This window comes from Petrotoga mexicana DSM 14811 (assembly GCF_002895565.1).
GTDB classification, from domain to species: domain Bacteria; phylum Thermotogota; class Thermotogae; order Petrotogales; family Petrotogaceae; genus Petrotoga; species Petrotoga mexicana.
In genome coordinates this window covers 1-24,103 of record NZ_AZRN01000023.1, presented here as the reverse complement: position 1 = coordinate 24,103, position 24,103 = coordinate 1, and the positions used below count along the sequence as shown (strand labels likewise).

Annotated in this window: 20 protein-coding genes, 1 tRNA gene and 3 pseudogenes; 12 read left to right on the top strand and 12 right to left on the bottom strand. The window is 34.2% G+C overall.

Annotation, left to right across the window (positions count from 1 at the left end; all coding sequences use genetic code 11):
- Nucleotides 1-19 precede the first annotated feature (19 nt).
- The 7 genes and pseudogenes from X927_RS05870 to X927_RS05845 all read right to left on the bottom strand — a co-directional run bounded on the left by X927_RS05870 (nucleotide 20) and on the right by X927_RS05845 (nucleotide 8,767).
- Nucleotides 20-1,198 carry an ABC transporter ATP-binding protein gene (locus X927_RS05870; protein ID WP_103077170.1) on the bottom strand — a complete coding sequence of 393 codons (1,179 nt, stop codon included), beginning with the start codon at nucleotides 1,196-1,198 and terminating at the stop codon, nucleotides 20-22.
- A complete protein-coding gene (locus X927_RS05865) occupies nucleotides 1,198-2,217 on the bottom strand; it encodes an ABC transporter ATP-binding protein (RefSeq protein WP_103077169.1) in 1,020 nt (339 codons plus the stop codon). The genes X927_RS05870 and X927_RS05865 overlap by 1 nt, the downstream gene beginning before the upstream one ends.
- A 19-nt stretch (nucleotides 2,218-2,236) precedes the next feature.
- Nucleotides 2,237-2,980, bottom strand: a pseudogene (locus X927_RS10420) (ABC transporter permease); the annotation flags it as partial.
- Nucleotides 2,981-3,451: 471 nt separating this feature from the next.
- A pseudogene (locus X927_RS10415) lies at nucleotides 3,452-3,562 on the bottom strand (ABC transporter permease); the annotation flags it as partial.
- 10 nt (nucleotides 3,563-3,572) lie between these two features.
- Nucleotides 3,573-4,610 carry an ABC transporter permease gene (locus X927_RS05855; protein ID WP_103077167.1) on the bottom strand — a complete coding sequence of 346 codons (1,038 nt, stop codon included), beginning with the start codon at nucleotides 4,608-4,610 and terminating at the stop codon, nucleotides 3,573-3,575.
- A 121-nt stretch (nucleotides 4,611-4,731) separates the two neighbouring features.
- Nucleotides 4,732-6,585: an ABC transporter substrate-binding protein gene (locus tag X927_RS05850; RefSeq protein WP_103077166.1), complete on the bottom strand. Its 1,854-nt coding sequence runs from the start codon at nucleotides 6,583-6,585 to the stop codon at nucleotides 4,732-4,734.
- A gap of 460 nt (nucleotides 6,586-7,045) precedes the next feature.
- Complete coding sequence (locus X927_RS05845) at nucleotides 7,046-8,767, bottom strand: hypothetical protein (RefSeq protein ID WP_103077165.1); 1,722 nt, start codon at nucleotides 8,765-8,767, stop codon at nucleotides 7,046-7,048.
- 369 nt (nucleotides 8,768-9,136) lie between these two features.
- Here X927_RS05845 and X927_RS10185 point away from each other — a divergent pair, with 369 nt between their 5' ends.
- The 4 genes from X927_RS10185 (at nucleotide 9,137) to X927_RS05835 (ending at nucleotide 11,314) form a co-directional block, all read left to right on the top strand.
- Nucleotides 9,137-9,280, top strand: coding sequence for a hypothetical protein (locus X927_RS10185; RefSeq protein WP_169925162.1), 144 nt, complete (start codon nucleotides 9,137-9,139; stop codon nucleotides 9,278-9,280).
- A gap of 181 nt (nucleotides 9,281-9,461) precedes the next feature.
- Entirely contained in the window at nucleotides 9,462-9,584 is a 123-nt protein-coding gene (locus X927_RS10385; RefSeq protein ID WP_281255690.1) for a hypothetical protein, read from the top strand.
- A 207-nt stretch (nucleotides 9,585-9,791) separates the two neighbouring features.
- Nucleotides 9,792-11,168 (top strand): radical SAM protein, encoded by a 1,377-nt coding sequence (locus tag X927_RS05840; protein WP_103077164.1) that lies wholly within the window; start codon nucleotides 9,792-9,794, stop codon nucleotides 11,166-11,168.
- On the top strand, nucleotides 11,123-11,314 hold the full coding sequence (locus X927_RS05835) for an ATP-binding cassette domain-containing protein (protein WP_103077163.1): 192 nt from the start codon (nucleotides 11,123-11,125) through the stop codon (nucleotides 11,312-11,314). The genes X927_RS05840 and X927_RS05835 overlap by 46 nt, the downstream gene beginning before the upstream one ends.
- 110 nt (nucleotides 11,315-11,424) lie before the next feature.
- Here the strand turns inward: X927_RS05835 and X927_RS05830 are convergent, their stop codons facing one another.
- Nucleotides 11,425-12,957, bottom strand: a complete 1,533-nt coding sequence (locus X927_RS05830; protein WP_169925161.1) for an IS1634 family transposase — start codon at nucleotides 12,955-12,957, stop codon at nucleotides 11,425-11,427.
- 176 nt (nucleotides 12,958-13,133) lie between these two features.
- On the opposite strand from X927_RS05830, the gene X927_RS05825 reads away from it, so the two are divergent.
- The 6 genes and pseudogenes from X927_RS05825 to X927_RS05800 form a co-directional block, all read left to right on the top strand.
- Nucleotides 13,134-14,084 (top strand): ATP-binding cassette domain-containing protein, encoded by a 951-nt coding sequence (locus X927_RS05825; protein ID WP_103077161.1) that lies wholly within the window; start codon nucleotides 13,134-13,136, stop codon nucleotides 14,082-14,084.
- A 1,058-nt stretch (nucleotides 14,085-15,142) separates the two neighbouring features.
- The gene (locus X927_RS05820; protein ID WP_146026587.1) at nucleotides 15,143-15,625 is read left to right on the top strand and encodes a hypothetical protein; all 483 of its coding nucleotides are present in this window, start codon (nucleotides 15,143-15,145) and stop codon (nucleotides 15,623-15,625) included.
- Nucleotides 15,585-16,631 carry an arginase family protein gene (locus tag X927_RS05815; RefSeq protein ID WP_103077159.1) on the top strand — a complete coding sequence of 349 codons (1,047 nt, stop codon included), beginning with the start codon at nucleotides 15,585-15,587 and terminating at the stop codon, nucleotides 16,629-16,631. Before X927_RS05820 ends, X927_RS05815 begins: the two co-directional genes overlap by 41 nt.
- Nucleotides 16,624-17,526, top strand: a complete 903-nt coding sequence (locus X927_RS05810; protein ID WP_103077158.1) for a hypothetical protein — start codon at nucleotides 16,624-16,626, stop codon at nucleotides 17,524-17,526. The genes X927_RS05815 and X927_RS05810 overlap by 8 nt, the downstream gene beginning before the upstream one ends.
- 46 nt (nucleotides 17,527-17,572) lie before the next feature.
- Nucleotides 17,573-18,544 carry a polyamine aminopropyltransferase gene (locus X927_RS05805; protein WP_146026586.1) on the top strand — a complete coding sequence of 324 codons (972 nt, stop codon included), beginning with the start codon at nucleotides 17,573-17,575 and terminating at the stop codon, nucleotides 18,542-18,544.
- Nucleotides 18,545-18,681: 137 nt separating this feature from the next.
- Nucleotides 18,682-19,278: pseudogene (locus X927_RS05800) on the top strand (transposase); the annotation flags it as partial.
- Nucleotides 19,279-19,477: 199 nt separating this feature from the next.
- Here X927_RS05800 and X927_RS05795 read toward each other — a convergent pair.
- Together X927_RS05795 and X927_RS05790 are read right to left on the bottom strand one after the other, a co-directional pair.
- Nucleotides 19,478-20,491 carry an IS3 family transposase gene (locus X927_RS05795; RefSeq protein WP_169925160.1) on the bottom strand — a complete coding sequence of 338 codons (1,014 nt, stop codon included), beginning with the start codon at nucleotides 20,489-20,491 and terminating at the stop codon, nucleotides 19,478-19,480.
- Nucleotides 20,491-20,889: a transposase gene (locus X927_RS05790; RefSeq protein ID WP_169925159.1), complete on the bottom strand. Its 399-nt coding sequence runs from the start codon at nucleotides 20,887-20,889 to the stop codon at nucleotides 20,491-20,493. The genes X927_RS05795 and X927_RS05790 overlap by 1 nt, the downstream gene beginning before the upstream one ends.
- A gap of 170 nt (nucleotides 20,890-21,059) precedes the next feature.
- Between X927_RS05790 and X927_RS05785 the strand changes: the two genes are divergently transcribed.
- Both X927_RS05785 and X927_RS05780 read left to right on the top strand, forming a co-directional pair.
- The gene (locus X927_RS05785) at nucleotides 21,060-22,331 is read left to right on the top strand and encodes an MFS transporter (RefSeq protein ID WP_103077154.1); all 1,272 of its coding nucleotides are present in this window, start codon (nucleotides 21,060-21,062) and stop codon (nucleotides 22,329-22,331) included.
- A 458-nt stretch (nucleotides 22,332-22,789) separates the two neighbouring features.
- Nucleotides 22,790-22,864 (top strand) — tRNA-Val (locus X927_RS05780).
- A 70-nt stretch (nucleotides 22,865-22,934) separates the two neighbouring features.
- Here X927_RS05780 and X927_RS05775 read toward each other — a convergent pair.
- Both X927_RS05775 and X927_RS05770 read right to left on the bottom strand, forming a co-directional pair.
- Nucleotides 22,935-23,630, bottom strand: a complete 696-nt coding sequence (locus tag X927_RS05775) for a hypothetical protein (RefSeq protein ID WP_103077153.1) — start codon at nucleotides 23,628-23,630, stop codon at nucleotides 22,935-22,937.
- 79 nt (nucleotides 23,631-23,709) lie between these two features.
- Nucleotides 23,710-24,048, bottom strand: a complete 339-nt coding sequence (locus X927_RS05770; protein WP_103077152.1) for a phenylpyruvate tautomerase MIF-related protein — start codon at nucleotides 24,046-24,048, stop codon at nucleotides 23,710-23,712.
- Between the last annotated feature and the right edge of the window lie 55 nt (nucleotides 24,049-24,103).

Below are 24,103 nucleotides of genomic sequence, written 5' to 3'. Positions count from 1 at the left end.
TGGGTAAAAACCCAAGCTTTTAAATTTTAAACTCTCCGGGAAAATGACATGATACATAATGTCCTGGTTTAACTTCTTTAAGTGGTGGTTCTTCTTTGCTACAAATATCCTTGGCAATTGGACAACGAGGATGAAATCTACAACCTGAGGGTGGATTTAGCGGGCTAGGTACATCACCTTGCAAAACCACTCTTTTCTTTTTCACTTCCGGATCTGGTATTGGAATTGCCGACATCAAAGAAACCGTATAAGGATGCAATGGCTCGTCAAAAAGCTCTTTTTTCGTTGTTAATTCAGCGATCTTCCCTAGATACATAACCGCTATTCTATCACTTATATGTTTTACAACGGCCAAATCATGAGCTATAAAAACATAGGTTAAACCGTAATCGTTTTTCAAGTCAACCATTAAATTTATGATTTGAGATTGAATGGAAACATCTAAAGCAGAAACAGCTTCATCAGAAATGATTAATTTTGGGTCCAATGCCAAAGCACGTGCTATCCCTACTCTTTGTCTTTGCCCACCAGAAAATTGGTGAGGATATCTATAGACGTAATCTTTAGATAATCCCACGGTTTCCATTAAGTTGGCAACTCTATCCCTTATTTCAGAAGCTGTACCCATTTTATTAACTTTCATACCTTCCCCTATGATATCCAGAACTCTCATTCTTGGATTTAAAGAAGAATATGGGTCTTGAAAGATGACTTGGGCATTTTTTCTAAAGGATCGTCTTTTTTCAGCCAAATTACTCAATAAATCTTTTCTTATTTCATTTGCTCCATTTTGAAAATATAACTGTGCGTATTTTTTGTCTATTTCATTATCTAATTTCTTAATTACTTCTTCTTCTGAACCTAATTCTTTTTTCATTTTCTCAAATCTGTCTGCATAAATCTTCTTAACATACTTATTAACGGTGGTGCCTTTCATGAACCATGGAGTAGTGTCTTGTTCTTCCATTATAATTCGTCCATCTGTTGGTTCGTATAACCTTAGGATTGTCATGCCTGTTGTACTTTTACCACAACCAGACTCACCAACAAGCCCCAAAGTTTCGCCCTCTTTTATTTCAAAACTAATATCGTCTACAGCTAATACTTGAGCAACCGTCCTTTTGAAGACCCCAGCTCTAACTGGAAAGTATTTTTTCAAATTTTCAACTTTCAAGATTATTTTGTCACTATTTGGCACTATACTTCACCTTCTTTGACCTTGTTCATTTCGTCTAATAATTTGTCTATGTGCCAACAACGGGAAAAATGGCTAGGTTCTACTTCTTCCAAGTTAGGATCTTCATCTATACATTTTTGATCAGCAAAGAAACACCTATTTGAAAATTTACAACCCTTTGGAAAGTTCAAGGGGTTTGGAACAACTCCAGGAATAGAAAGCAATCTCTCCTCTTCCTTGTCTATTCTGGGAATAGAATTCATCAACCCCCATGTATAAGGATGACGTGGCCTTTTAAAAATGGTCTTTATTTCACCACTTTCCACTACTTCTCCCCCATACATAACTATAGCTCTATCAGCCATCTCAGCAATAACTCCAAGATCATGTGTGATAAAAATTATAGACATTTTAAATTCATTTTGTAAATCTTTCATAAGTTCCAGTATCTGTGCCTGAATGGTCACGTCCAATGCGGTAGTTGGTTCATCTGCTATAAGAATGGAAGGGTTGCAAGCTAAGGCCATAGCGATCATGGCTCTCTGTCTCATTCCCCCAGATAATTCATGAGGATATTGGTCGATTCGCCTTTCTGGTTCGGGAATGCCAACCTTTCTCAATAAATCAATCGCTCTTTTTTTCCCTTCTTTTTCGCTCATCTTAAGATGTAATTCAAGAGATTCCATGATTTGCTCTCCAACAGTGTAAACAGGGTTTAAAGCGGTCATAGGTTCCTGAAAAATCATTGAAATCTCTTTACCCCGTATCTTTCTGAGATGGTTGTCCGATAAAGATAAAACATCCATATCTTTGTACTGTATTTCCCCTTCAGCTATCCATCCGTTTTCGTCTAGTAGCCTTATAGTGCTTAGTGCTGTAACTGTTTTGCCCGAACCAGATTCTCCCACTATTGCCAACGTTTCACCCGGATAAAGATCAAAACTGGCACCATTGACCGCCTTTATTATACCGTCCTCTGTCTTAAAATGAACATGCAAATTATCAACACGAAGTATAGGTTTGCTATTGTTATCTTTCAAAAAGCTTCCTCCTCTCACTTTATCGTCTCATTCTCGGATCAAAAACATCTCTTAGGGCATCTCCTAATAAATTCCAACCCATGACAAAAAGAATCATAGCCACACCAGGATATAAAATCGTGAACCAGTACTGTCCTGGATTTGTACCCCCAATGATCCAGTCTCGGGAATACGATAATATTGATCCCCAATCTGCGTATCCTTGTGGAGCACCTAAACCCAAGAAACTTAAAGCTGCTGCAGTGATAACCATTGATCCGATCCTCATGGTAGCGTTTATCAAAACGGGAAATATTGTATTAGGTAAGATATGTTTGACTATAATTGCCGCATCTCTTACTCCAAGAGCTTTTGCAGCCATAACGTACTGCTCGTTTTTAGCTTGAAGTATATTACCTCTGATCAATCTTGCTGTAACCATCCAGCCGAAAATTATCAAAGCAATCATCATATTTCTAACTCCAAGACCTAAAATAGTTGTTAAAACCATAGCTGCAAGCATAAAAGGTATGGACATAAAGATATCCGTAATTCTCATCAAAACTTCTTCAAGCCAACCACCAAAATAGGCAGCTACTGAACCTATAAAAAGTCCTACGATAGTTGAAATTAAAACAACTACTAAACCTATCTGAAAAGCGGTTCTACTTCCCCAAACAACACCATAAAAGATATCCTTTTGATTTACTACTCCAAAAGGATGCTCAGGAGATGGTGGTATAGGTTCTAACGTCGAAACTACGTTAGGAATCAAGAATGGATTGAATTCAATTGAGTTCAGGAAATCTTTGTTTAAGGTTTCATAAACGTTTAAAGCTTCATTTTTGAAATCTTGTCCATCTAGTAATTGAAGATCGCTGATTATTTTTGAAAGTTGTAAAGACCTTTCATACCTTTCAACTACACTTTCATATTCTTTCCTCAATCTTCTAATTACACCTTTAGTATCTTCATCAAAATCTTCGTAGTAGGACCTATTTAAAACATACATATCAACTAATCCTTTAATTTCCGATTTTAACTCTTCTTTTTCAATTTCCCCATTTTCAAACTTTTCAACACTTTCCATCAAGTTTGTCATATCTTGATAGTCCATTTCAGCGAAAAAATATGTATCTTCCCAATAGTTTTGAAACTCTTGAATAATAGAATCCTTATTCCCTCTTGGATCTTCATTTATTAATTCAAAGGCTCTTTCCAAGCTTCTTTCTTTTGGTAATTGAGGAGGTGCTATTACGGGTGCAAGTATAGCTATAATTATGAAAAATACCAATATAGAAAAACCTATGATAGCAGAAGGATTAGTAAAAAAGCGTTTTAAAGCCCTTTTTGTTTCTTCATTCACAATTTTCACCTCACCCTAACCTGATTCTTGGATCAATAAATGCGTAAGATACGTCGATTATAAGGTTTCCTATAATAAGCATGAAAGAAGTAAATAATAAAACACCCATTATAGAAGCATAATCCAATTGTTGAGCGGCTGTTGCTGCAAAGGAACCTAAACCTGTTCTAACAAAAACCATTTCAACTATAACTACCCCTGTCAACAAACCAATAACCATTTGACCTGCAGTTGTTACAACTGGAATCAAGGCATTTCTTCTGGCATGCTTGTTTATGACCACTCTTTCTGGTAACCCTTTTGATCTTGCAGTTCTTATGTAATCTCTTCTAAGAACTTCCAACATCGATGATCGGGTGATCCTTAATAGGTTAGCCCACCATAACCAAGATATAGCAATAATGGGTCCTAAAATATGTCTTAAAGCATCCCAAAATATATCAATTCTTCCATTGAGTAATGCATCTATAGTCAAAAGATGAGTATAGTTATTAAAGGTAGCACTTTTTACAATTTCATCTGCCCACAAGCTTAGGTTGCCTGGTGGAAACCATCCCAAACCTATATAAAATATCAATAAAACCAAGATTGCCCAAACAAAATCTGGTAAAGACCAACCAATTAAAGCAAATATTCTAATAGCCTGATCTATGAATGAATTATGATGTACGGCAGCGGTAACCCCCAACCATATACCAACCCCTATTATAGGAAAAATAGCATATAGTGCTAATTCTACTGTATAGGGAAATCTGTGTAATAAAGCATCAAGAACAGGTTCTTTACCCACTACAGACCATCCCAGATCCCCCTTAAACAAATTCCCTATCCATTTCCCATATCTAACTGGCCAAGGATCGGTCAAACCATACTGCTCCATCAAAGCAATTTTATCCTGATCAGATAACTTGGCATAAGTATTTGGATCAACGTAGGTAGATAAAAGTTTCAAAGGTCCAAGTAATTGCTGCATAGAAAAAACTATCAACGTAACACCTAACATAATCAAAGGAAGTAATAACAACCTTCTGATAATGTATGTTGTCAAAAGCAAACACCTCCGCTTTGTTAATTATACTTAATAAGTAATCACTTAAAAAGAGAGGGGAACCCCCTCTCTTCAAATTTTACTACAAAAAATTTCTTTTCACAATATTTTTGCAAAATTATTACTCTACCTTAGTGTAGTTATAATAATAGTCACCTGGCCAAATTGGATTATTTATCCATCCTTTTAGCCAAGAACGATGGACCCTCAACCCTTGTGGCTGATAAAGTGGTAAAACAAGAGCGTAATCAAAAACAAATTCTTGAATATCGATGTACATTTGTTCTCTTTTAGCAGGATCAGATTCAAGGGCTGCATCTTCTATCATTTTGTTCAAAGATTTTCCACCAAATTCTGGTCTTGGCAAGCTTGCAAATTCCGCAAAGTTATCGCCGTAGTATCCTCCGTAATCGCCCTCACTGTGGTAATAAGTGAAAATAAAGTTATGTGGATCTGGAAAATCAGCGACCCAACCAATGATGTAAACAGGAAGCATCATGTTTTCTCTTTCATCTAAGTAAGTTGGCCATTGAACTCCTCTAACTTCAACTTGGAATCTAGGATTTATCTTTGCTAAATTATCTCTCAATATTTCAGCAGATACTCTCCTTGAATCGTTCCCTGTATTGTAAAGAATAGTCATTTTGAAACCTGTTTGCCAGAGTCTACCTCTATAAGCACGTTTAAAGTAATTTTCAGCCTTTTGGAGATCCAATTCGTATGTTGGAAGATCTTCGCTATACCCTAAGAATCCAGTTGGTAAAGCGGTAGGAACTTTTTCACCCAAACCGTTCAAAACTTCATTTATCATACCATCATAATCAAAGGCATACGCAAAACCTAATCTAACATTATGATCTGCAAAGAAATCAGGTGGAATACCGTTTCCATCCAATTGACCCGAACCAATGTATGGGGACTCGGGATCAACTTGCCAATTGAACCCTAAAGAGGTGATTGAAACCTCAGGTGTGCCAGGGATAACGGTCAAACCATCCATAGAAAGGACGACATCTAAATATTGAGCAGGAACATAAGCTATGTCTGCATCGCCTGTTTCAAGCATGGCCCTTCTTGTTGACCACTCGTCTACACCTTGAATGATTACTCTTCTTATTGGGGCGGGACCTCTCCAATAATCGTCAAATCGTTCGAGCGTTACCCTTTGTTGAGCGTGATCCCATTCTACCAATTTATACGGACCCGTTCCCATCGCATGGTCAAAGTATGGAGACTGTTCTTTTGTCCATCCATGATACTTCCACCAACCTTCTGCATTTCCATCCCATATGCCTAACTCTATAGAATATTCTTTATCTAATATCGCACCCCAACTACTTCCGGAAGCAATTACATTCAAAAATGGGGCGAAAGGTCTTGCTAAATGAACGTGTACTTCGTTACCTTGAACTTCTACTGCAGGATCTATCACATCATAATAGAAATTAACTAATGCTTCTTCGTATTCTGGAGTTGTTGGATTCATATCTTCATCAAATATAGTATCCCATGAAGCACCTACATAATCTTCTACTAACGTTCTAATACTGAAAACACCAAACATAGGATCTAAGTACATCCATACTGGTCCTCCAGGAGGGTTGTACAATAGTGCTCTTTCAAAGGTGTATTCGACATCTTCAGGTGTTAAATCGTTACCGTTGTGGAATTTCACACCTTCTCTTATAGGGAAGACATATGTTGTTCCACCATCTCTCAAATAACCATTTTCAACTGTTGGGACAACCGTTGAGAGCATAGGAACAAACTTAGATAAGCTTTCACCATCGTATGCTATCAAGTTGTCATAGACGTTGAAAATAACTTCACCACTAGAAGTGTCGTAAGCATGGTGAGGGTCTAAAGTATCTGGCTCACTTAGTGTTGCATCGAAGATCATATCAGGGTTTTTAACCTGAGTAAAGGCAAAAATCCCCATCAAAGTAACCATAAGAACAATAAAAACTTTTTTCATACCTCTACCTCCTTTGCAGATTTATTAGAATTTGCACACACTAACAATACTTCCCCAAACAATTTCCTTTTATATTTTATCACATTTCATCTTAATACACAAGTAATAAACTTTAATTGAAAAATAAAAGCCTTTCGTTTACAAGTTTGGCGCAAATCATCATATTAATAGTATTCCACAAAATTAGATTTTTATCAAGTTCGTTTACGGCTTATCTGAAGGAACTATAAACGATTAAGACCAATTAAAAGCAAATATTACCAGAATAATTAAAATATGAAAATTTTTTCATGGTTTATAAAATTTAGCTTGCTTCCAAGAAGTATGGGTAGAAAAAGCGAAATATGAACATAGGACTAAAATAACCACATGATGGTAGCCGAGTTGGTTAAAAAGTTTAATATAACCCAAAATAGGTTGTGGAAATTGTTAGAATTCGACGTTTTAAAAGATAGGACCTCTACATTTCAAAAGCCTTGACTATTTCCACAAATTCTTCTCTTTCTTCTCCTTCAAACACATAAAAAGAAAGAGCAGAAGGCTTTCTTTTCAACGTGTATTTTTTCACCCATGGATCAATCTCTTTTGGTACTTTTGGTGTGAATTCTTTTGGTATATCCCTTAAATCATAGTACCTACCGTAATTCATTATGAACTTTTCTATCGTCTTTTTTTGTCTTGTATCAAGACCAATGTAATTTCCAATGAACTCTTTTAAATTCTTTTTATTTAAGTCTTTCATAAATCTTTTTACAACTTCTTTCCTTCCCAAATAAAAAGGATGTTCTTTGAAGGTTATATTTTTGTTTGTGTAGATTTTTGGTTTTCGAACGTTTGTTAGTAAAGAATTAAACTCTATCTTTGGATTTCTTTCAAAGATATAGTTTATTAACTCTTTAGTGTAGTAATCACATCTTTCTTTGATCAAACCCCTATCTTCTATCTCTTTAATTACCTCTTTTAGATCAATCTCTTCTTTGTAGTAATGAACGAGGTAAGAGGTAAAGAGTTCTGATATTTGCCTTTCTTTTGGAAGGTTTTTAAACTTTTCAAGGTTTATCTCAAACTTCTTATCTATATCCTTCTTTTTCAATTCTTTGATTATACATATAGGTGTGGATGTGGTGATTTCAAACTCAAGAGCATCTATTATGTTTCTCAAGGTACTTGGTTGAATGTACTTTGTATTTGCAGATAAAAACTCTTTCAACGTTTTTTCAGAAATGTTTATTGAGTCTATGGGTATCTTTTCTTTTCCTATCACTTTCCTTATGAAATCTCTCAGTTTTGGTGTACTTCTGTGTTGGTTGTTATCCAAATTGAATACATAGTACTTTAATTGGTTAATGATATCTTTAAAAGTATTTTTTATCGGTTCACTTTCCACTTTATTTAGTTGAGATAAACACCTCGAAAAGATAAAGGCGGTCTCATAAACCAGAGGGTCGTTATTATTCTTTTGTACTTGAAACATAGTATCAAGGAAATTGAAAACATCAAAGTTATTATCATCGAAATAGTAACCAAGGTAGAATCCCAATGGTAAAGTAAAAGCTAAAGCCTTTTCTTTGTTTGTATCTTTCAACCACCAAGATGTATTGTTTAAAGCTTGCACCATACCAGAAGGATGTGGAACAATTTTTAAAACCTTAAATGCTTCAACGTTCAAAGAAACTGCTTCATCGTATCTTTCTTCGTTCTTTTTCTCTCTTGCTTTTGATAGCAATATGAAACCTTTGGCGGCGGGAGCATTTTCATAACTTTCACTCCAAATTCTAATGGTTTGCGAATCTTTTTCTTCAAAATTTAATTCATGAACATTCTTTAATTTCTCAACAACTATTCCTCTTAAATACTTAGGGAGTGTGGCGAATTCTTCCTTCAATTGATTGAATACTTCTTTAATTTCTTCATTCCGAGAAAGTTTGACTAAAATACCTATCTTTTCAACTAAAATTAAACAGTGCAAACCACCTTTTTTTAACTTTTGTAACTCTTTATCTATTATCTCAAGGGCTTCATCGTATTTAACATCCCATTTTAATTTCAAAACGTTTATGTAATTGACGATGTTTTTATTTTTATCTGATCTATCACTTTCTAAGTAATGAACAACATAATTCAAAATTGGTCTTATGAACTGTCCTTTACTTACAATTTCAATCAATACTTTAATGTTCATTTCTCCACCCTCTTTTTCTTTACCTAATAGCAACAAAAATATAAAATAAAATTTACTTCAAAAACCTTTTCTTTGGAATGTTAACAACCCTCAGAGCTTCTATATTTTTTTCTAAATTTCATTATATCATAACTCTTTTATATTAACCAAAAGAAATGACAAATGCATTATATACGATAAAAGATATCGTAAATAATTTTAACATAAGTTTTTTTGACCAATCTCTGTAATACTTTATAAATACATATTTGAAACCAATTAAAAAAACACTTGAAAACCATATGGAAAAGCGTATGATTAAAAGGAGGGATTGAATTATTTGAGATATTAGTTTTAAATTAAAAGAATAATCTAAGGGGGTGAAGGAGGATGAAGAAATTTATTGCTGTTTTGTTTATCACTGTTCTGCTATTGAGTGGGATTTTTGTTTTTGGTGGAGAAGGTAACAGTACAGGATCAACAGATGGAGTAGTACCCAGGACGGTTGTAAGTGTTGTGGAAGGGGTAGAGTAAATGTTTGATTAAGGTTTTTACTTTACATAAAAAACAACGCTTTTAAAAAGCTTAAAAGATTTAAGAAAGTATCTAGATAAGTTTTTGAAGGAAAAGATTGTGGGGAGAGGAATTATTTGCCGGCAAGAAGCAACCCTGCAGGAAAAGTAGTGAAAAATAAAAGTGAAAGGAGGCGAAGATAATGGGAAACGCAGGTGTTATAGGTCCAAGGGCTGAGTATTGTAGTGCGTGCAATAGTTGTCTTATTTGCCCAATTAGTGGTGCAGCTTTGTCTACTGCCGTTGCATTTGTTGGATTGTGGTAATATTTATCAAAGAGTAATTTTTCCCTCGCAGAGAAAAGCTGCGGGGGGAGCTTTTGTTCTAAAGTCATTCAAGTTTAAGTTAATGAACCGAATATACATAAATGGTTAAAATAGCTAAAAAAAATTTTTAAAAGTTGAAAGTAATATTTTAATTTTGGGAAATATTGCTTAAAAACGCAAACAAAAGTTAGGAGGGAAACAAAAACCATGAGAGAAGATGTTTACTTAAAATTGAACGTAAATAAGGCTAAATTGTTCCTATCTCCATTATATCCAACCTTAATGTTCATACCAAATATGTCGAAGTCTCGTGATAGTAGTTTAAAACAGTCTCTTTCTCTTAAATTAACAAAAGAGGGTGGAGAAATAATTGAAAAAATGTATGAACCCATGAAAGTTGGTCAGATGATAGAATTTTTTTCAAAAAAGTATTCTGACTCTGAGGAAAGAGTTAAAGAAAATATTTTTAATTTTTTAAACCAATTAAGAAGCTATGGTTTATCAACAATTTCCTATGAAAAGAAAGACGCAATTATCGATGATAAATTAGAAAAGTTAGGGAGTTGGAATTACGTAGTTCCAAGAGGAATGGTAGTGGAGATAACTAGCAAATGTAATTTCCGTTGCAAACATTGTTATAATAAAAGTGGGGAGAGCGAACATTTAACAGATATAGATAAAGAAGATGCTTTTTCACTAATAGATCAAATGTTTGCATTAGGGACCAGAACTTTAGAAATAACGGGAGGAGAACCTAGTATACATCCTTATTTTAACGAAATAATTGAAAAAGCCTTGAATGAGGATTTTGAATTAATAGGCATTCTATCTAATGGCAGTAATTTTACTGAAAAAACCTTTGATGTTTTATCTAGAAACAAAGATAAAGCAGTTGCTCAAGTTGATTTGCATGGAAGTACACCGAAATATGTGAATTGGTTTACCGGACATAAAAACGCATACGAATTAGCTTTAAACACAATAAAAAAATTAGTGAATATAGGAATTCCGGTCAGATTGGCTTGTAGTGTTACTCCTGGTAATGTTAACCAAGTGGAAGAAGTAGCGAATATTGCCTACAAAATAGGTGTTACAGCAGTGGCATTTGGTCCAGTGACACCTGTGGGTAGAGCAAAAGATAATGATGATTTAATTCTATCTTACAATGAGGATGCTTTTAATGCTTTTGTAAACACTTTGAACAAATTGAAAAATAAGTTTGGCCCTAGTTTTATTGCGGTTTTAGACGAAGCGACTAGTCATGATATTAATTGCGGAATTGGAAGTACCGGTTTGGTAGTATCATCTAAATTAGATGTAAGATTATGTCAAATGGGTGATATAATAATTGGTAATTTAAAGGATTATAAGAATAATTTGAAGGATTTTCTAATAAATAAAACAAAGCTTTTGGAAAATATTTCAAAAACTCCTGCTCCAAGAGAAGATATTTGTGGAGATTGTGAAGATCTTTGGTTTTGTTCTCGCTGTATAGCCAGAGGATTTATAAAAGCAAGAGAAAAGGGGGAAAATTGTAGATGGTATCAAAAAACAAAGGAACACTTATCTCTGTTAGATTTTTGACAAAGGAACTTGGTGGTAACAAAATACTAAAAGGTATAACCTTCAATGTTGTAAAGAATGAGATTTTGGCGTTGGTAGGTCCCAACGGAGCAGGAAAGACTACAACAATAAGGTGCCTCCTGAGTTTGACAGTTACAAAAACGTAAGAATTCTAAAACAGGCATGAATAACTGCAAAAAAGCGTTTTTGGCTTTCTCTGTTTTTCAAAAGTGTCACTACATGCCTTTCTTTTCCTTTATTTATCAGTGTTTTAGTCTTACGCTTGTGCTTTGCTCCTTTCTAATCCTTTATTTTCCTCATTTTGGTCCTGTAGTTTTAGTTTCTCTATGAATTCCTCATATGGGGTTACCACTTTTGGGATTGGTATATTAAGTATCTTCAATATCTTCTGAGCTAAAACATTCATGTTAGTCCTAATGGCAAAATGCTGTTCGTTGGTTTTAATATCTATGTATTCCATGTTTTTAATTGCTTCTCTTATCTTTTCGTGTGAGTATTCTATATTGTTTCTTTCAAGTTCTAATTCAAGTGTTCTTTGCATTATGTAAGATATGAAACTCATCACTATGTGTCCCTTTATCCTTTTCTGTGTCCAATGAAATATCGGTCTTGTTTCAAGATAATTCTTTAGTGTTCTGAAACTTTCTTCCACTTTCCACAAGGTATGGTATTGCTCTAATATCTGTTTAGGATTCAACTGTGTGTTTGTTATTATTCCATAGTATCCGTCATATTTTTCGCCTTTTCTATCTTTTTCAGCCCTTTCCTTTGAATGTATTATGAGTAATCTTTTACCCCCGTATTCTATTTCTCTGTATTCAATCCCTTTTGATATTTCAGTGAATTCCCCATCGAATATATCCACCTTTTTTAACTGTTTTATCGATTTACCAACTATGAATTCGTAATCGGAATTCTCTACTATTTCCATATTGGTTTTACTCATCATCCCCCTATCAGAAACCACTATTACCTTCCCCAGCTGATATCTCTTTTTCATCAGTTCAATCGTATCTTTGAACGTATGTCCTTCGAACGTGTTACCTGGATATATATCAAAACTAACCGGCATTCCTTGAACCCCCTTCGGGGCGTTTCCTTTCCCAACTATCGACATCCCTAAAACTACCTGTGATTCATTGAACTTCTTATCTTTAGAATAACCCATCTGTAGTAACTCATTCGTTTGTTGTGTCTCAAAGGCTAACGTCGTTACATCGTAAAACACTAAGTCTACTACAGAATTGAATAAACTTATCCTTTGACAATACAGATGTTTCTCTAACTCTTCCTTCTTTTGCGCTAACACATCTAGCGTCCTGTACATCCATTGTAAGGCTATCCCTTCTTCATCTGTCTCTGCCTCATCTATTCTTTTGAATCCATAATAATCTAAGTCGTTGAATATTCCCAACTTGCTTTTAGGTTCTATTATTCTGTTCATAACCATTATTTTCAACAAATCTTCCACATCGAACCTTATCTTTTTATCCATCTTTTCAAAGAACTTATCCATCTCATACCTTTCAAACAACTTATCCACTATTACCTTTATCCCATAATTCTTCTTATCAGGTGCTTCCTCAACATTATTCAAATTCACATAACCTTTTATATCATATATCTGTACAAGTTTATCGACAATATTTTCCACTTCTTTTCTACTGATAGTATCGATTCTACCCAAATTAGCGATTATCTTTTGTTTATTCTTACCGTTTTCACGGTAACTTTCTACTATTCTTAAGTATTCTTTCCCTTGGTTGTTTTTTACCGTTCTAACATACATCCAAATCATCTCCCAACTTCATAATGTCTTTAATATTATACCACAGAAATATTATGAAGTCAAGAGAATAATATAATTAAAAGAGAAAAAAGTGTCACTACATCAAAAAAATTTTTTCAAAAAAATAGGTGATTTATCCCCTCAAACCCGCTTCCTTCCGTTCAGTTTACTAAAAAATCGTCTCTCAACTATCAAAGTCAAGAGAAAACAAAGGAACACTTATCTCTGTTAGATCTTTAACAAAGGAACTTGGTGGTAACAAAATACTAAAAGGTATAACCTTCAATGTTGTAGAGAATGAGATTTTGGCGTTGGTAGGACCCAACGGAGCAGGAAAGACTACAACAATAAGATGCCTTACGGGGATCTACAACCATGGTAAGGATCAAATAATCAAAAAAGATGGCTTAACCATCGGAGTAGTTTCAGAAAAGGATTTGCTCTGGGAAAAAGAAACGGGATGGAAAAATATCGAAATATTCAGAGAATATCTCGGTGGAAAACTATCAAATGACCAAATAGAAAGCTATGCAAAGTATTTAGACATCTCAGAATTCTTACCAAAAAAGGTTCATACTTATTCAAAAGGAACGAGAAGGAAGTTTTCTTTTATTTTAGGACTTTTAAAAGACCCAGAACTTTTCATACTTGATGAACCCATGAGTGGTTTGGATCCTGTTTCAAGGATAAAGATGAGAGAGTTAATATTTAAACTCAACAAAGAAGGAAAAAGTATATTCTACACCTCTCACGACTTAGCAGAAGTGGAAAAGTTAGCTCACAGGGTAATGCTTATGAAAAAAGGAGAAATAGTGTTGGATAACTTAAAAAGTGATATATTAAGTAATTACAGAAACTTAGAAGAGTTATTCTTAGAAAAAGTGGGGGTGTATTATCTAATTTTTAGAATTCGAAGAATAAGTATAATTGATAACTTGTTTTTTATAATAGGATTCATAGTTGTTTTTGGTGGCAGTTATTTGACTTCGTTGTTTCCTGTGACAGAACAGTTCAACGATATACTTTTATGGATACTGTTAGGAGTAGGGATATTTTTATTTTTCTTCACAGTAGTAGCTGGGAAAAAGATAACAAAAGAAACTGTAGTATTAACGATTCCAGATTAAAGGAATTTGAGGATAGAGTTTATATAGACAGTTTGGAGATAAAAGGATTATCAAAAATAAGATTTTGATTTTAAAAGGGTTACAGGGTATAACCTTCAAAAGAAACAGCAGAAGGCTCCTTTTACCCAATAGCAACAAAAATATAAAATAAAATTTACTTCAAAAACCTTTTCTTTGGAATGTTAACAACCTTCAGAGCTTCTATATTTTTCTCTAAATTTCATTATATCATAACTCTTTTATAATAACCAAAAGAAATGACAAATGCATTATATCCGATAAAAAATATCGTAAATAATTTTAACATAAGTTTTTTTGACCGATCTCTGTAATACTTTGTTAATGTATGTTTAAAACCAATTAAAAAACGACTTGAAAACCATATGGAAAAGCGTATAATGAAATTGAGAAGGATGAAAATTGATTGTAGCAGTTGCTTTTTAAACAAAGATTAAATCAAAAGATAGGGGTGAGATAGTATTAGGACTTTTTTACAGCAAGCTTGTTACAGTTTTGCTATTGAATGGTATTTTTTGTTTTTAGTGGAGAAAATCTAGATACAAGATCAACAGAGGGGGGAGTACCCAGATCGGTTTTAAATGTTGTGGAAGAAGTAGAGTAAATGTTTGTTCGGGTCATTTACTCTATACAAAATGAAAGGAGGTGATACATATGAAAAAGCAACCGAAGCCTTTAACACTGGAAGAATTAAAAAAACTAGAAGCAGATCGTAAGGTCATTCGTTGTGTGATCCGATGCTAATCCTTTCCACCCTAGGGAAGAAGAAGGATTCCATCCTTCTTCTTCTTCTCATAAATGTGGCCAGCATACCCAATAGCTAAGCGGTGAAAGTCCGCGATGGACAATATAGCGGGAGCGCCTAGTCGAAGGCAAGGGTGTCCATCTGAGGAGGTAAATTATCTATCTTCTAATCGATTTTTTGATGTGAGGTGAATGAATTGCTTTCATTAATAGTGATGATCATAGTATATATGCTTACTATGATTCTTATTCACGAATTGGGACATGTAATTGCCATTTATTTGATAGGTGGACGATTGAAAAAGTTTGAATACTCTTGGTCTTCTATCAAAGGTGTATATTCCTATCCTGAAAATCTTACTTTTAAAAAATATATTTTCTTTACTATTAATGGCGTTTCTATGCAGCTTCTAGCTTCACTTGTTTTTATTCTTTCTGTAAATGATACCATTTGGGTTTCTTTTGCATTGTTTTACTTTTCCATTATTTCAATCAACCTTGTTCCATTGTCAACAACAGACGGAGCTTTTATTTTCAAGGCATATCCTTCAAAGAAGATTAAAAATCTATTATGGTTTCTAGTCGGACTCTTGTTTATTTTATCCCTATCCGGCCTGGTTTTTTTGTGGAAAGACAAGGAAGCTGAGTCCTATACTCAATTAGGCATGACCCTAGTATACCTGCTGATGTTAATCCTGTCCACACGTCGAATGGTTTATTTACACAAGGAGGAATATTATGGAAATAAGGCAATACAGTATCGTAAAAAAGGAAAATGAATTCTTATACTTACACGATTTTGATCATGACTCCTACTATAAAGTGGAATACTTACCAGACGGAGCAGATTGGCTTGAATTGCCGACAGTTGAAGAGAAACCTTTTTTTAATTATGTATTCACTGGTCAAAATCCTGATATGGTCATATTTGGTGTACCATTTAAGAATGGCAGTCGTTCACCGATCTCAACCGTAGACAAATTCCCAAATATTTTAAGACAAGCTTCATATAAGCTGGAATATGAGAACCAATATCCTGTTCCTATTCCAATCAACTTTTTTCATATTGATTCCGACCGTCAAATCGAGTGCGGAAAATTACTAGATATCGGAAACGTTATCAACGATCCTTCTTCAGAGAGAGAATCAATTCAGCAGATTGTAAAATTCTGTATAAAAAATTCTTTACCTTTTTTATGTGTAGGAGGTGACCATTCCTATACTTACGATGTTGCAGTAGCATTGAAGGCTTTAAATAAACCAATCGTTATATGGGTGATTGATGCTCATAACGATCTATATGGAACAACCCATAAGTTAGACCATGGAAATGTATTCTTACATCTTTCTGAACCGCCTTTCATACGAGCAATTATCCAATTGGGAAGCAGGGGATATCGGACTGAAAAACAGATAGTGGATCATCCAAAGGTCATAAAAATTCCTAAGGCGTCATTTTCTATTCATCTGATTGAAAAATGGCAAAAGGAGTATGAGGATTGTGCAAATTATATATCCATTGATTTGGACAGTTTGGATCCGCTTTTATTTCCCTTTGTCGATTTCGGGGTTCCCGGTGGATTCACTAAAAATGAATTAATATTAATCATTCAAAAGATCTTTGAAGGATCTGCCCCAGTGATCGGGGCTGACTTGGTCGAAGGCACAGGAGGCGGAAATATCTTGAAGGGAGATTATGATCTTCCTCTCGAAATCTTAATATCACTTTTGAATCATTTTTACACAAAGAACAAGCTAAAAGAAGGAGGCAGAAAAAATGGATAAAGTTGAAAATAGATTAAATTTAGATTATTTTATGGCCTTTTCTAACATCATCAAGGAATTAAAATATTTAGGCCTATATGACCCTTATGAAGTTTGGAAAAATTATTGCGATTATATAGAAAATTCTGAAGAATACCGGGAAAATCCGGACTTTTATCAGGGTTTTAAAAAAATCAGCGGATTAGGCTTAGAAAAAATTCAACAAATATACGCAAATCAGGGTCTAGCTCTAGTTTTTATACATTATGGTGTTTATCGTTATGCTTTCAAAACTATTCTTGAATCAGTAGTTAAAGTAAGACCCGACAATCTGGTTTTACTCGTCGTCGATCAAGAATCATATAACAGTGAGCAGCAATTGAAAAAATGGCTAAAAGTGTACGATGAATTAAATATACAAATGGTCATAGCTGAAAATCAGTCAACCGGATTACGTATTGCACGCCATCTAAAAAAAGGTGGCATTGTCGTTCTTTTTTTAGATGGAATGACTGGGTCTGGCAACGATAAAACCCCTCTCCACTTACCGTTTATCAGTTCGACCATCAATCTGAGAAGTGGCTTTTTCCGTTTGCTACATAAATTGGAAACGCCGATTATAGGAGCCATTGCACCAACTGAAAACGAACTTTTAATTTCTTTACCAATTATGCCAAATGATATTTTTATTTCAGCGTCATCCTTAATGAGTTTCTTTCGGCAAATTCTAATCAAAGATCCCTCAAAATGGAGATTATGGTACAGACATCATTTGTTTACCCACTCATTCCCAGAGATCATGGAAATACCCAATTTCATGAATCAAAGCCGGGTATGGGTATGTGATGAAGTAAATCCAAAAATTATATTATCGGAGGCGACTGGTAATGTCTTTAAATACATGGAAAATGATTAATGATGCAGTAGTAATTTGCAATCCGAAGACAGGAGAACCTACTCCATTGATTCATTCTGTCATAGTAAAAAGTGATTTATCGTATAAATATTGGGATTACCTGGCTTGGTCTGCTGCATCAATAAATAACAGTGATGTTCTTGCCCTAGGATATGGAGCTGGTACCTTCGCGCAATTACTCCATAAATGGGGAATAACCACTAAGGGGATTGGTATAGAAATAGATGAGTCATTGAAGGAATTACATTCTCTTTTTAATGATTATAAAGTACATTATTGCGATTTTAGAGACGGAGTCAAAAAACTAAACACTAAATTTGATACAATTTTGATTGACGTATATGATGAAAAAGGTTATGTTGATGATGCCTATGATACTGAGTGGATCAAAATTTTCCTTTCATTAAGAAAAGAAAAAGGGAGAGTAGTCTTCCATTGTATGGACTTAACCGGATCATTCCTAGCAGCTGGAATCCCTTTACCGTCAATTCCATCTGTGTTAGCGACAATGCTCAAAAGAATACGTTCTGTAACGAATGAAAATATCTATGTTGTCCCACTATGGTCAAGCTATTTGCTGTGGATCGGAGAGCCGCCTCAAAAAATTAAGTCTTCCATTTTGCCTGTTCAATGGGTGGATTTATTTTTTCACTCAAGAATGATGCCTATTGAAACCATAGACGTAAATAAGCTGGAAGCCTTTAGTCGTCCATGGACTTATGAAAGGTTGGAAGAAAATAATAAAAGCTTATTATTCGAATTAAACAGACGTGCACCTTTTTTATTAAGTAAGTTTAATCATTTAGTTCAAATTATGGAACCTGCATTACAAAGAAACTCAACCGTTCAGGAACTTGAAACGATCATAAAAACCTTATCATCCTCTCTCAGCGAAAATGATGATGTTAGCAGTAATCATGCTTTAAGCTTTCTATATGCGATGATCAGGAACTGGTCTGAAGCCTTTAGGGTTCTTTCAAAGCAAAAGCTTGAATTTCCCGGATGGTTTTTTGAATAATAGGAACAATCCTATTGACACTTCACCTGATGTATAATAAAAATGGTTGATGAGGTACTTGACAAAAGGGGTAAAAAAAAGATATCACTCCTCATAGAACAAAAAAACAAAAAATAAAAAGAGAGAGGAGTGATATCATGAGCAACAAAATTATAGCACAAATACTGGGTATTGACAAAGGTTTTAAGTTAAAAGAGAGAAAAGATTTGAGAAAAGATGGAGAGATTTATTTTGAAGTGAGATATTCGAAAAAGGTAGGGATACCAGAATGTCCGTATAAATGTAAAGGATGTAAAGACAAGCGAGAATACATAGTACGTAACGGTAAAGCAAAAGAAAGGATTATCAAAGCTGGCAAAGTTGGAACACAAAGAATATATCTGATACACAGACCACAAAGATACATGTGTAAAAAAACAGGGAAAAGCTTCAGAAATGAGAAGATAAGTTATAGATGGCAAAGAATAACAAGAGCAGAGACAGAAAACCTTGTAAAGAATTTGCGTAAGATGAGCATATCGGCAACCGCGAAAGAGCACGGTGTAAGTGTGAGAACTGTGAGTAATTTATTAGATTCGATTGAAGTAAAGGTAGATTGGACGAAATTTCAAGATATGGAAGATATAAAGTTAGGGATAGATGAACACTCATTTAGAGGGTTTAAGATGGTGACGACGATAGCGATATTAAAATCAGACAAAAAAGAAGAGTTGAAAGGCCTATTCCATCAACTATATTTGTTAAGGAGCTTAATCGAGTTTGAAATATCCGAAAATATATGTTAAAATTATAATAATTATTTCCTTATGGGCGGGTACGTGCGGATCTTCCCTTCCTTATATGGCGAAAACAGTGGGAAATCCTACTCACTCTTCCTTAGATGGGCGCGGGCGGAGCCCCGAATATCAGAAATTAGAGAGGCATAACTCGATTTTACTCAAAAATGATAAGTTTTTCTTTGATTTCCTTAATTTCTATTTTATTTTTTTTGTATAAAACATGGAACTCATTTGGTGTCAAGTAGTTCAAAGAGCCATGAGGTCTAATATTAAGATAAAAGTCCAAATACACTTTGTATTTCATAGTGAAATCACTAATATTAGTAAAGGTATTCAAAGGCACAAACTCTCTTTGGACACTTGAATGAAAAGATTCGATAAAGGCTTGACAATCTGGATTATGTGGATATCCAAACTCATGAATTATACCAACATTTCTCATAAAATTTTCCGTTAACAAAGATGTGAATTGAGTACCGTTATCTGATCTAATAATCAAGCCTTTTCCTGATATTCCTCTGTACCTAAGAGCTTCAAAGATTGTTTTAACTATATCCTTTGATTTACATGATGGTCCGATGTAAGAACCAACAATTTGTCTATCAAAAGTATCAATTATGCTGAACACCTGTACATAACCATCTTTAGTTTTGAAGTATTTGATATCCATTTCCCAAAACTGGTTAGGAGCGGTTGCAACATGTTTTTGAGGACCTCTTCTTGGATGTGGTGAATGGTTTGTATATTTTCCAACCAAACCGATTTCGTGTTTCAAACGTCTCATCTTTTTATGATTGATAATTATTCCATAATTTTTCTTGAAATACGCACACAGCTTAGTAGAACCAAGAGTTTTCAAATAATGCCTTGAGACATACATATTGAGATGTTCCTTAATTTTTATCAGTTCAGCGATTACAAACTCATCAGGAACCTTATCGCCATTCACAGTATAGCAAAAACCTCGAGTTTTGGAATTAGAATGCTTTTTCTTTGACAAAGAACTGGTCTCCAAGAAGAGCCTCGTTTTGTAATAATAAGTTCTAGGGTTCACGTTGAACTCTTCAAAAAGATAAGAAAGAGAAACGCCGTACTCTCGATATAACCTATTGACATATTGAATATCCAAAATGGGTGTAGATTTAAAATCAACATGTCTATTTTCCATCATTTTCTCTGATTCAAATTTTTTTTTACAAACTCAACTTGTTCTCTAAGAACTCTGATCTCAATATCCTTTTTGATCACCAAATCCTTCAAAGCTTGAAGAGTCTGAGCGAGATCGGGGTATTCCATACAAAGTCGAGAAATCTCATCCAAATCGACACCGGAATTCTCGTAAACCACAGGAGGAACCTTAGAACCACGAGAAACGATGGAATTTTTGTTAAAAGGGCCGTTGAAAAAGCAAGAATAATTCTCACCAGAATCTCTAAACTTCTTCACCCACTTATAGATATTTCTGGTAGGGATGTTGAAAGTTTTACTAAGTTGGGAACAAGAAACACCTTTTTCGACATGCTCTTTAACAACGTTAGCTTTTAACTCTGAGGGGTAAGACTTCACAAAAATCACCTCTTTTAAGAATATATAATTATTTTACTACCTTGCCCCTAAAATACCCAAATGTCATCTGGGCCGATTATGTGGGGGGCTGCGGGGCGAAGGGGCGCTAAATATAAAGTTTTAAAGTTCATAAAAACACTATAACAAGACTAAAACAGGGGGAAATTCTAATGACAAATGAGCAAAAAAGAAATTTTTTACTATATTCCGCAGGTAGACTTGTATCTTTAATAGGAACTGGCATACAAATGATTGTTTTACCGCTTTATATTCTTGATCTTACAGGCTCTGGAACCCTTATGGGTACATTTTCTCTTTTAAGCATGCTTCCAGGCTTACTTTTTTCGCCGATAGCAGGGGTTTTGGGAGATCGAAGAAATCGAAAGAAAATTATGGTGAATTTGGATTATATACGAGGTGTAATTATACTTTTTATGGCATATTCAGCCTATCAAGGTTGGATGACCATTGCCTTTATCTTCACTGCCCAAGTATTTATTTCTATATTAGACAGTTTTTTTGGCGGCTCAACAAATGCGATGCTTCCGGACTTGGTCCCTATTAATTTTCTCACCAGAGCTAATTCGGTAAACTCTTCAATAACTAGTTTTTCTAATATTATAGGACCAATCCTTGGAGGAATCATATATGGATTTGGCGGAATAAAAGTTGTGTTTCTTATAAATGGAATTTCTTTCATTATATCTGCTATAAGCGAAATGTTTATTACTTACCATCCTCATTATGAACGTAAACAAAAAATATCCTTTAAATCTATGTTTTCAGACATCAAAGAGGGATTAATTTTCATAAAAGGAAGAAAAGGTTTGAAAGAATTGCTTTTGTTTGTAATGGTTGTCAATTTTATAATGGCACCGATTCTTACGATTGTGCTTCCTTATGTATTAAGGCAAGAAATTGGATTTACAAGCGAACAGTATGGAATCACCCAATCTTCTTTTACCGTGGGGATACTAATTGGTAGTATTTTAATCGGTACTATTTTTTCGAAGAATAATTCGAAAAAATCGATCACATTTGGTTTTATAGTAGAGGCTATCATGTTTTTCATCATTTCAGGTTTATTTTTTCCTAATATCGTTGCCACATTCGGAGGTGCATCTTGGACCTTCTTAATAATTTTGTACATAAATCTTATGGTAATAGGTGTGAGCAATGCTTTTATAAATATACCTATTGATACCAACATGCAAAAAATGACACCAACTAACGTAAGATCTCGTGTTTTTACGGTTGTGGAGTTGGTTGCTCGAGGAGCTATCCCTGTTGGTATGCAGATATATGGTATTCTTTTAGATTTGATGAAGGGATATCAAATTACACTGGTTGCATGTATAGTATCAATTATTGTAATTATCCTATTTTTAAGAATTGCACCAGAAGAAACGTTTAATCCCAAACCTTTTACTGAAGAAGTGTGAAAGTCGAACCTAGATAAAATCATTTTTTCAATTGTGATTTAATGCTTTTATGGAACACAGCGTGAACCCTCTCCAGGTAAAAGAATACACCGAAAGAGGTTCAAGGAAAAGGTGAAAACTGGCTTTAAACGCAAAACGAATTTGAATCAAAAAACGTTGATAATTACACGCCTACAAGGTATAATTATAGCATACATATTATACGAGCTATATGATTGTATGAAAGTTTAATTAGCCATAATTTTTAAGAGAACTCGGGAGGTTCTCTTTCAAAAGTGAAGGTAGAAAAATTAGATACTTACGTGCTTGACGATAATTAGTTGTCATTCAAATAAGATATTGGGCTGTATTACCTTTTTCATTATCTCTTTTGACTATTCTATCAACCATATTTGACAAAGAGCCCACGTTTTATTGACAGAGTAAAAAAAATATGATATACTTTATACGATTATAAAGGGTGCGTAGCTCAGTGGGAGAGCGCTTCCTTGACGCGGAAGAGGCCGTAGGTTCAATCCCTACCGCACCCACCATCATTCATTCTTATTCAACTTTTTTCATATATATATTACAAGTAAAAGCAGGATGAATTTCATCCTGCTTTTACTTTTTTGATTTATTCATAATTTCAAAAATTTTGTTTCTATACTTTTCATTAATACATATGTACTCATTATCTTTAAAAATTAATTTTTCTTTATCGTTTGGGGCGTTTCTGATTATAGCGCTTACCAAGGCGGAAACTGATTTTTTATTTTTCAGTTCCAAGGTTTCCATGATCTCTTCAGACTTCAATTTCCCTTTTTCGATCAATAATTCAAGAAACTTTGTAGTAAGTGGTTTTAAGTTTTTCACAAAGCTTTTTAATTCTTCTTCATTCCACTCTTTTTTTGATCTTCCACTTATCAATTGTTGTATTATTTCTACTCTCTTTTTTAAATCGTCAGAGAGCAGGTAAAATAGAATTTCTCCGTTTATATCTGATTCATCAAGTAGTTCTACAAGAGATTCAAAAGTGTCGTTATCTATAGAAACTTTATAATTCTCGTCTCCATATTTTAGGATCTCTTTTTCGTAAATAATATTGAAAATAGAAAAATAACTTTCTAAAAGTTTTGAATATAAAAAGTTTCTTAACTCATAACTTTCAAGTGTTTTGAGTAATTCGTTTGTTGACTGAAAATCTTCTTTTCTTTTAATTTTACTTAAAACAAGTTCTTGAAGTTTTTTTTGATTCTCTTCTTTTAATAGGTCTTCACCCAAAAATTTTATGAGCATTTCTAATTCGTCTTTGTACATGGCGCGTCGCTCCCTACTACCTAATTTTTTTAACCAGTGATTGATCTATTGCATATTTGTTGGATATTTTTCATTAAAACTAAAATGTATCTCCTTTCCAACCCCACATCGTGTTTTTAATATCTAAGAAGTTTATATATACGCGATCTTTTGGTATATTCAATTGTTGCTCTAGCAATTGGCAGAGTACCTTAGAGAGATCTTTTGTTTGTGATTCAGGCAAACCTATGCTTCTTAATTCCACAAAAGCCGCCAAATCTGAGCTTCCTTGAAATTGGATATGGGCAGTATCTTCTAGGCTAACCATAAAATACATTTCTGGTTTACCAAGAGCATTAGCAACTTCCCTTGAAAGAATACGTGTCAACTCTTCTTTGTTATCTATCTTTTTGTTTGTGGTTACCTTTAAATATGGCATTTTTTAGCCTCCTTCAAAAAACTAATTTAGCGCCCCTTCACCCCGCTCCCCACCC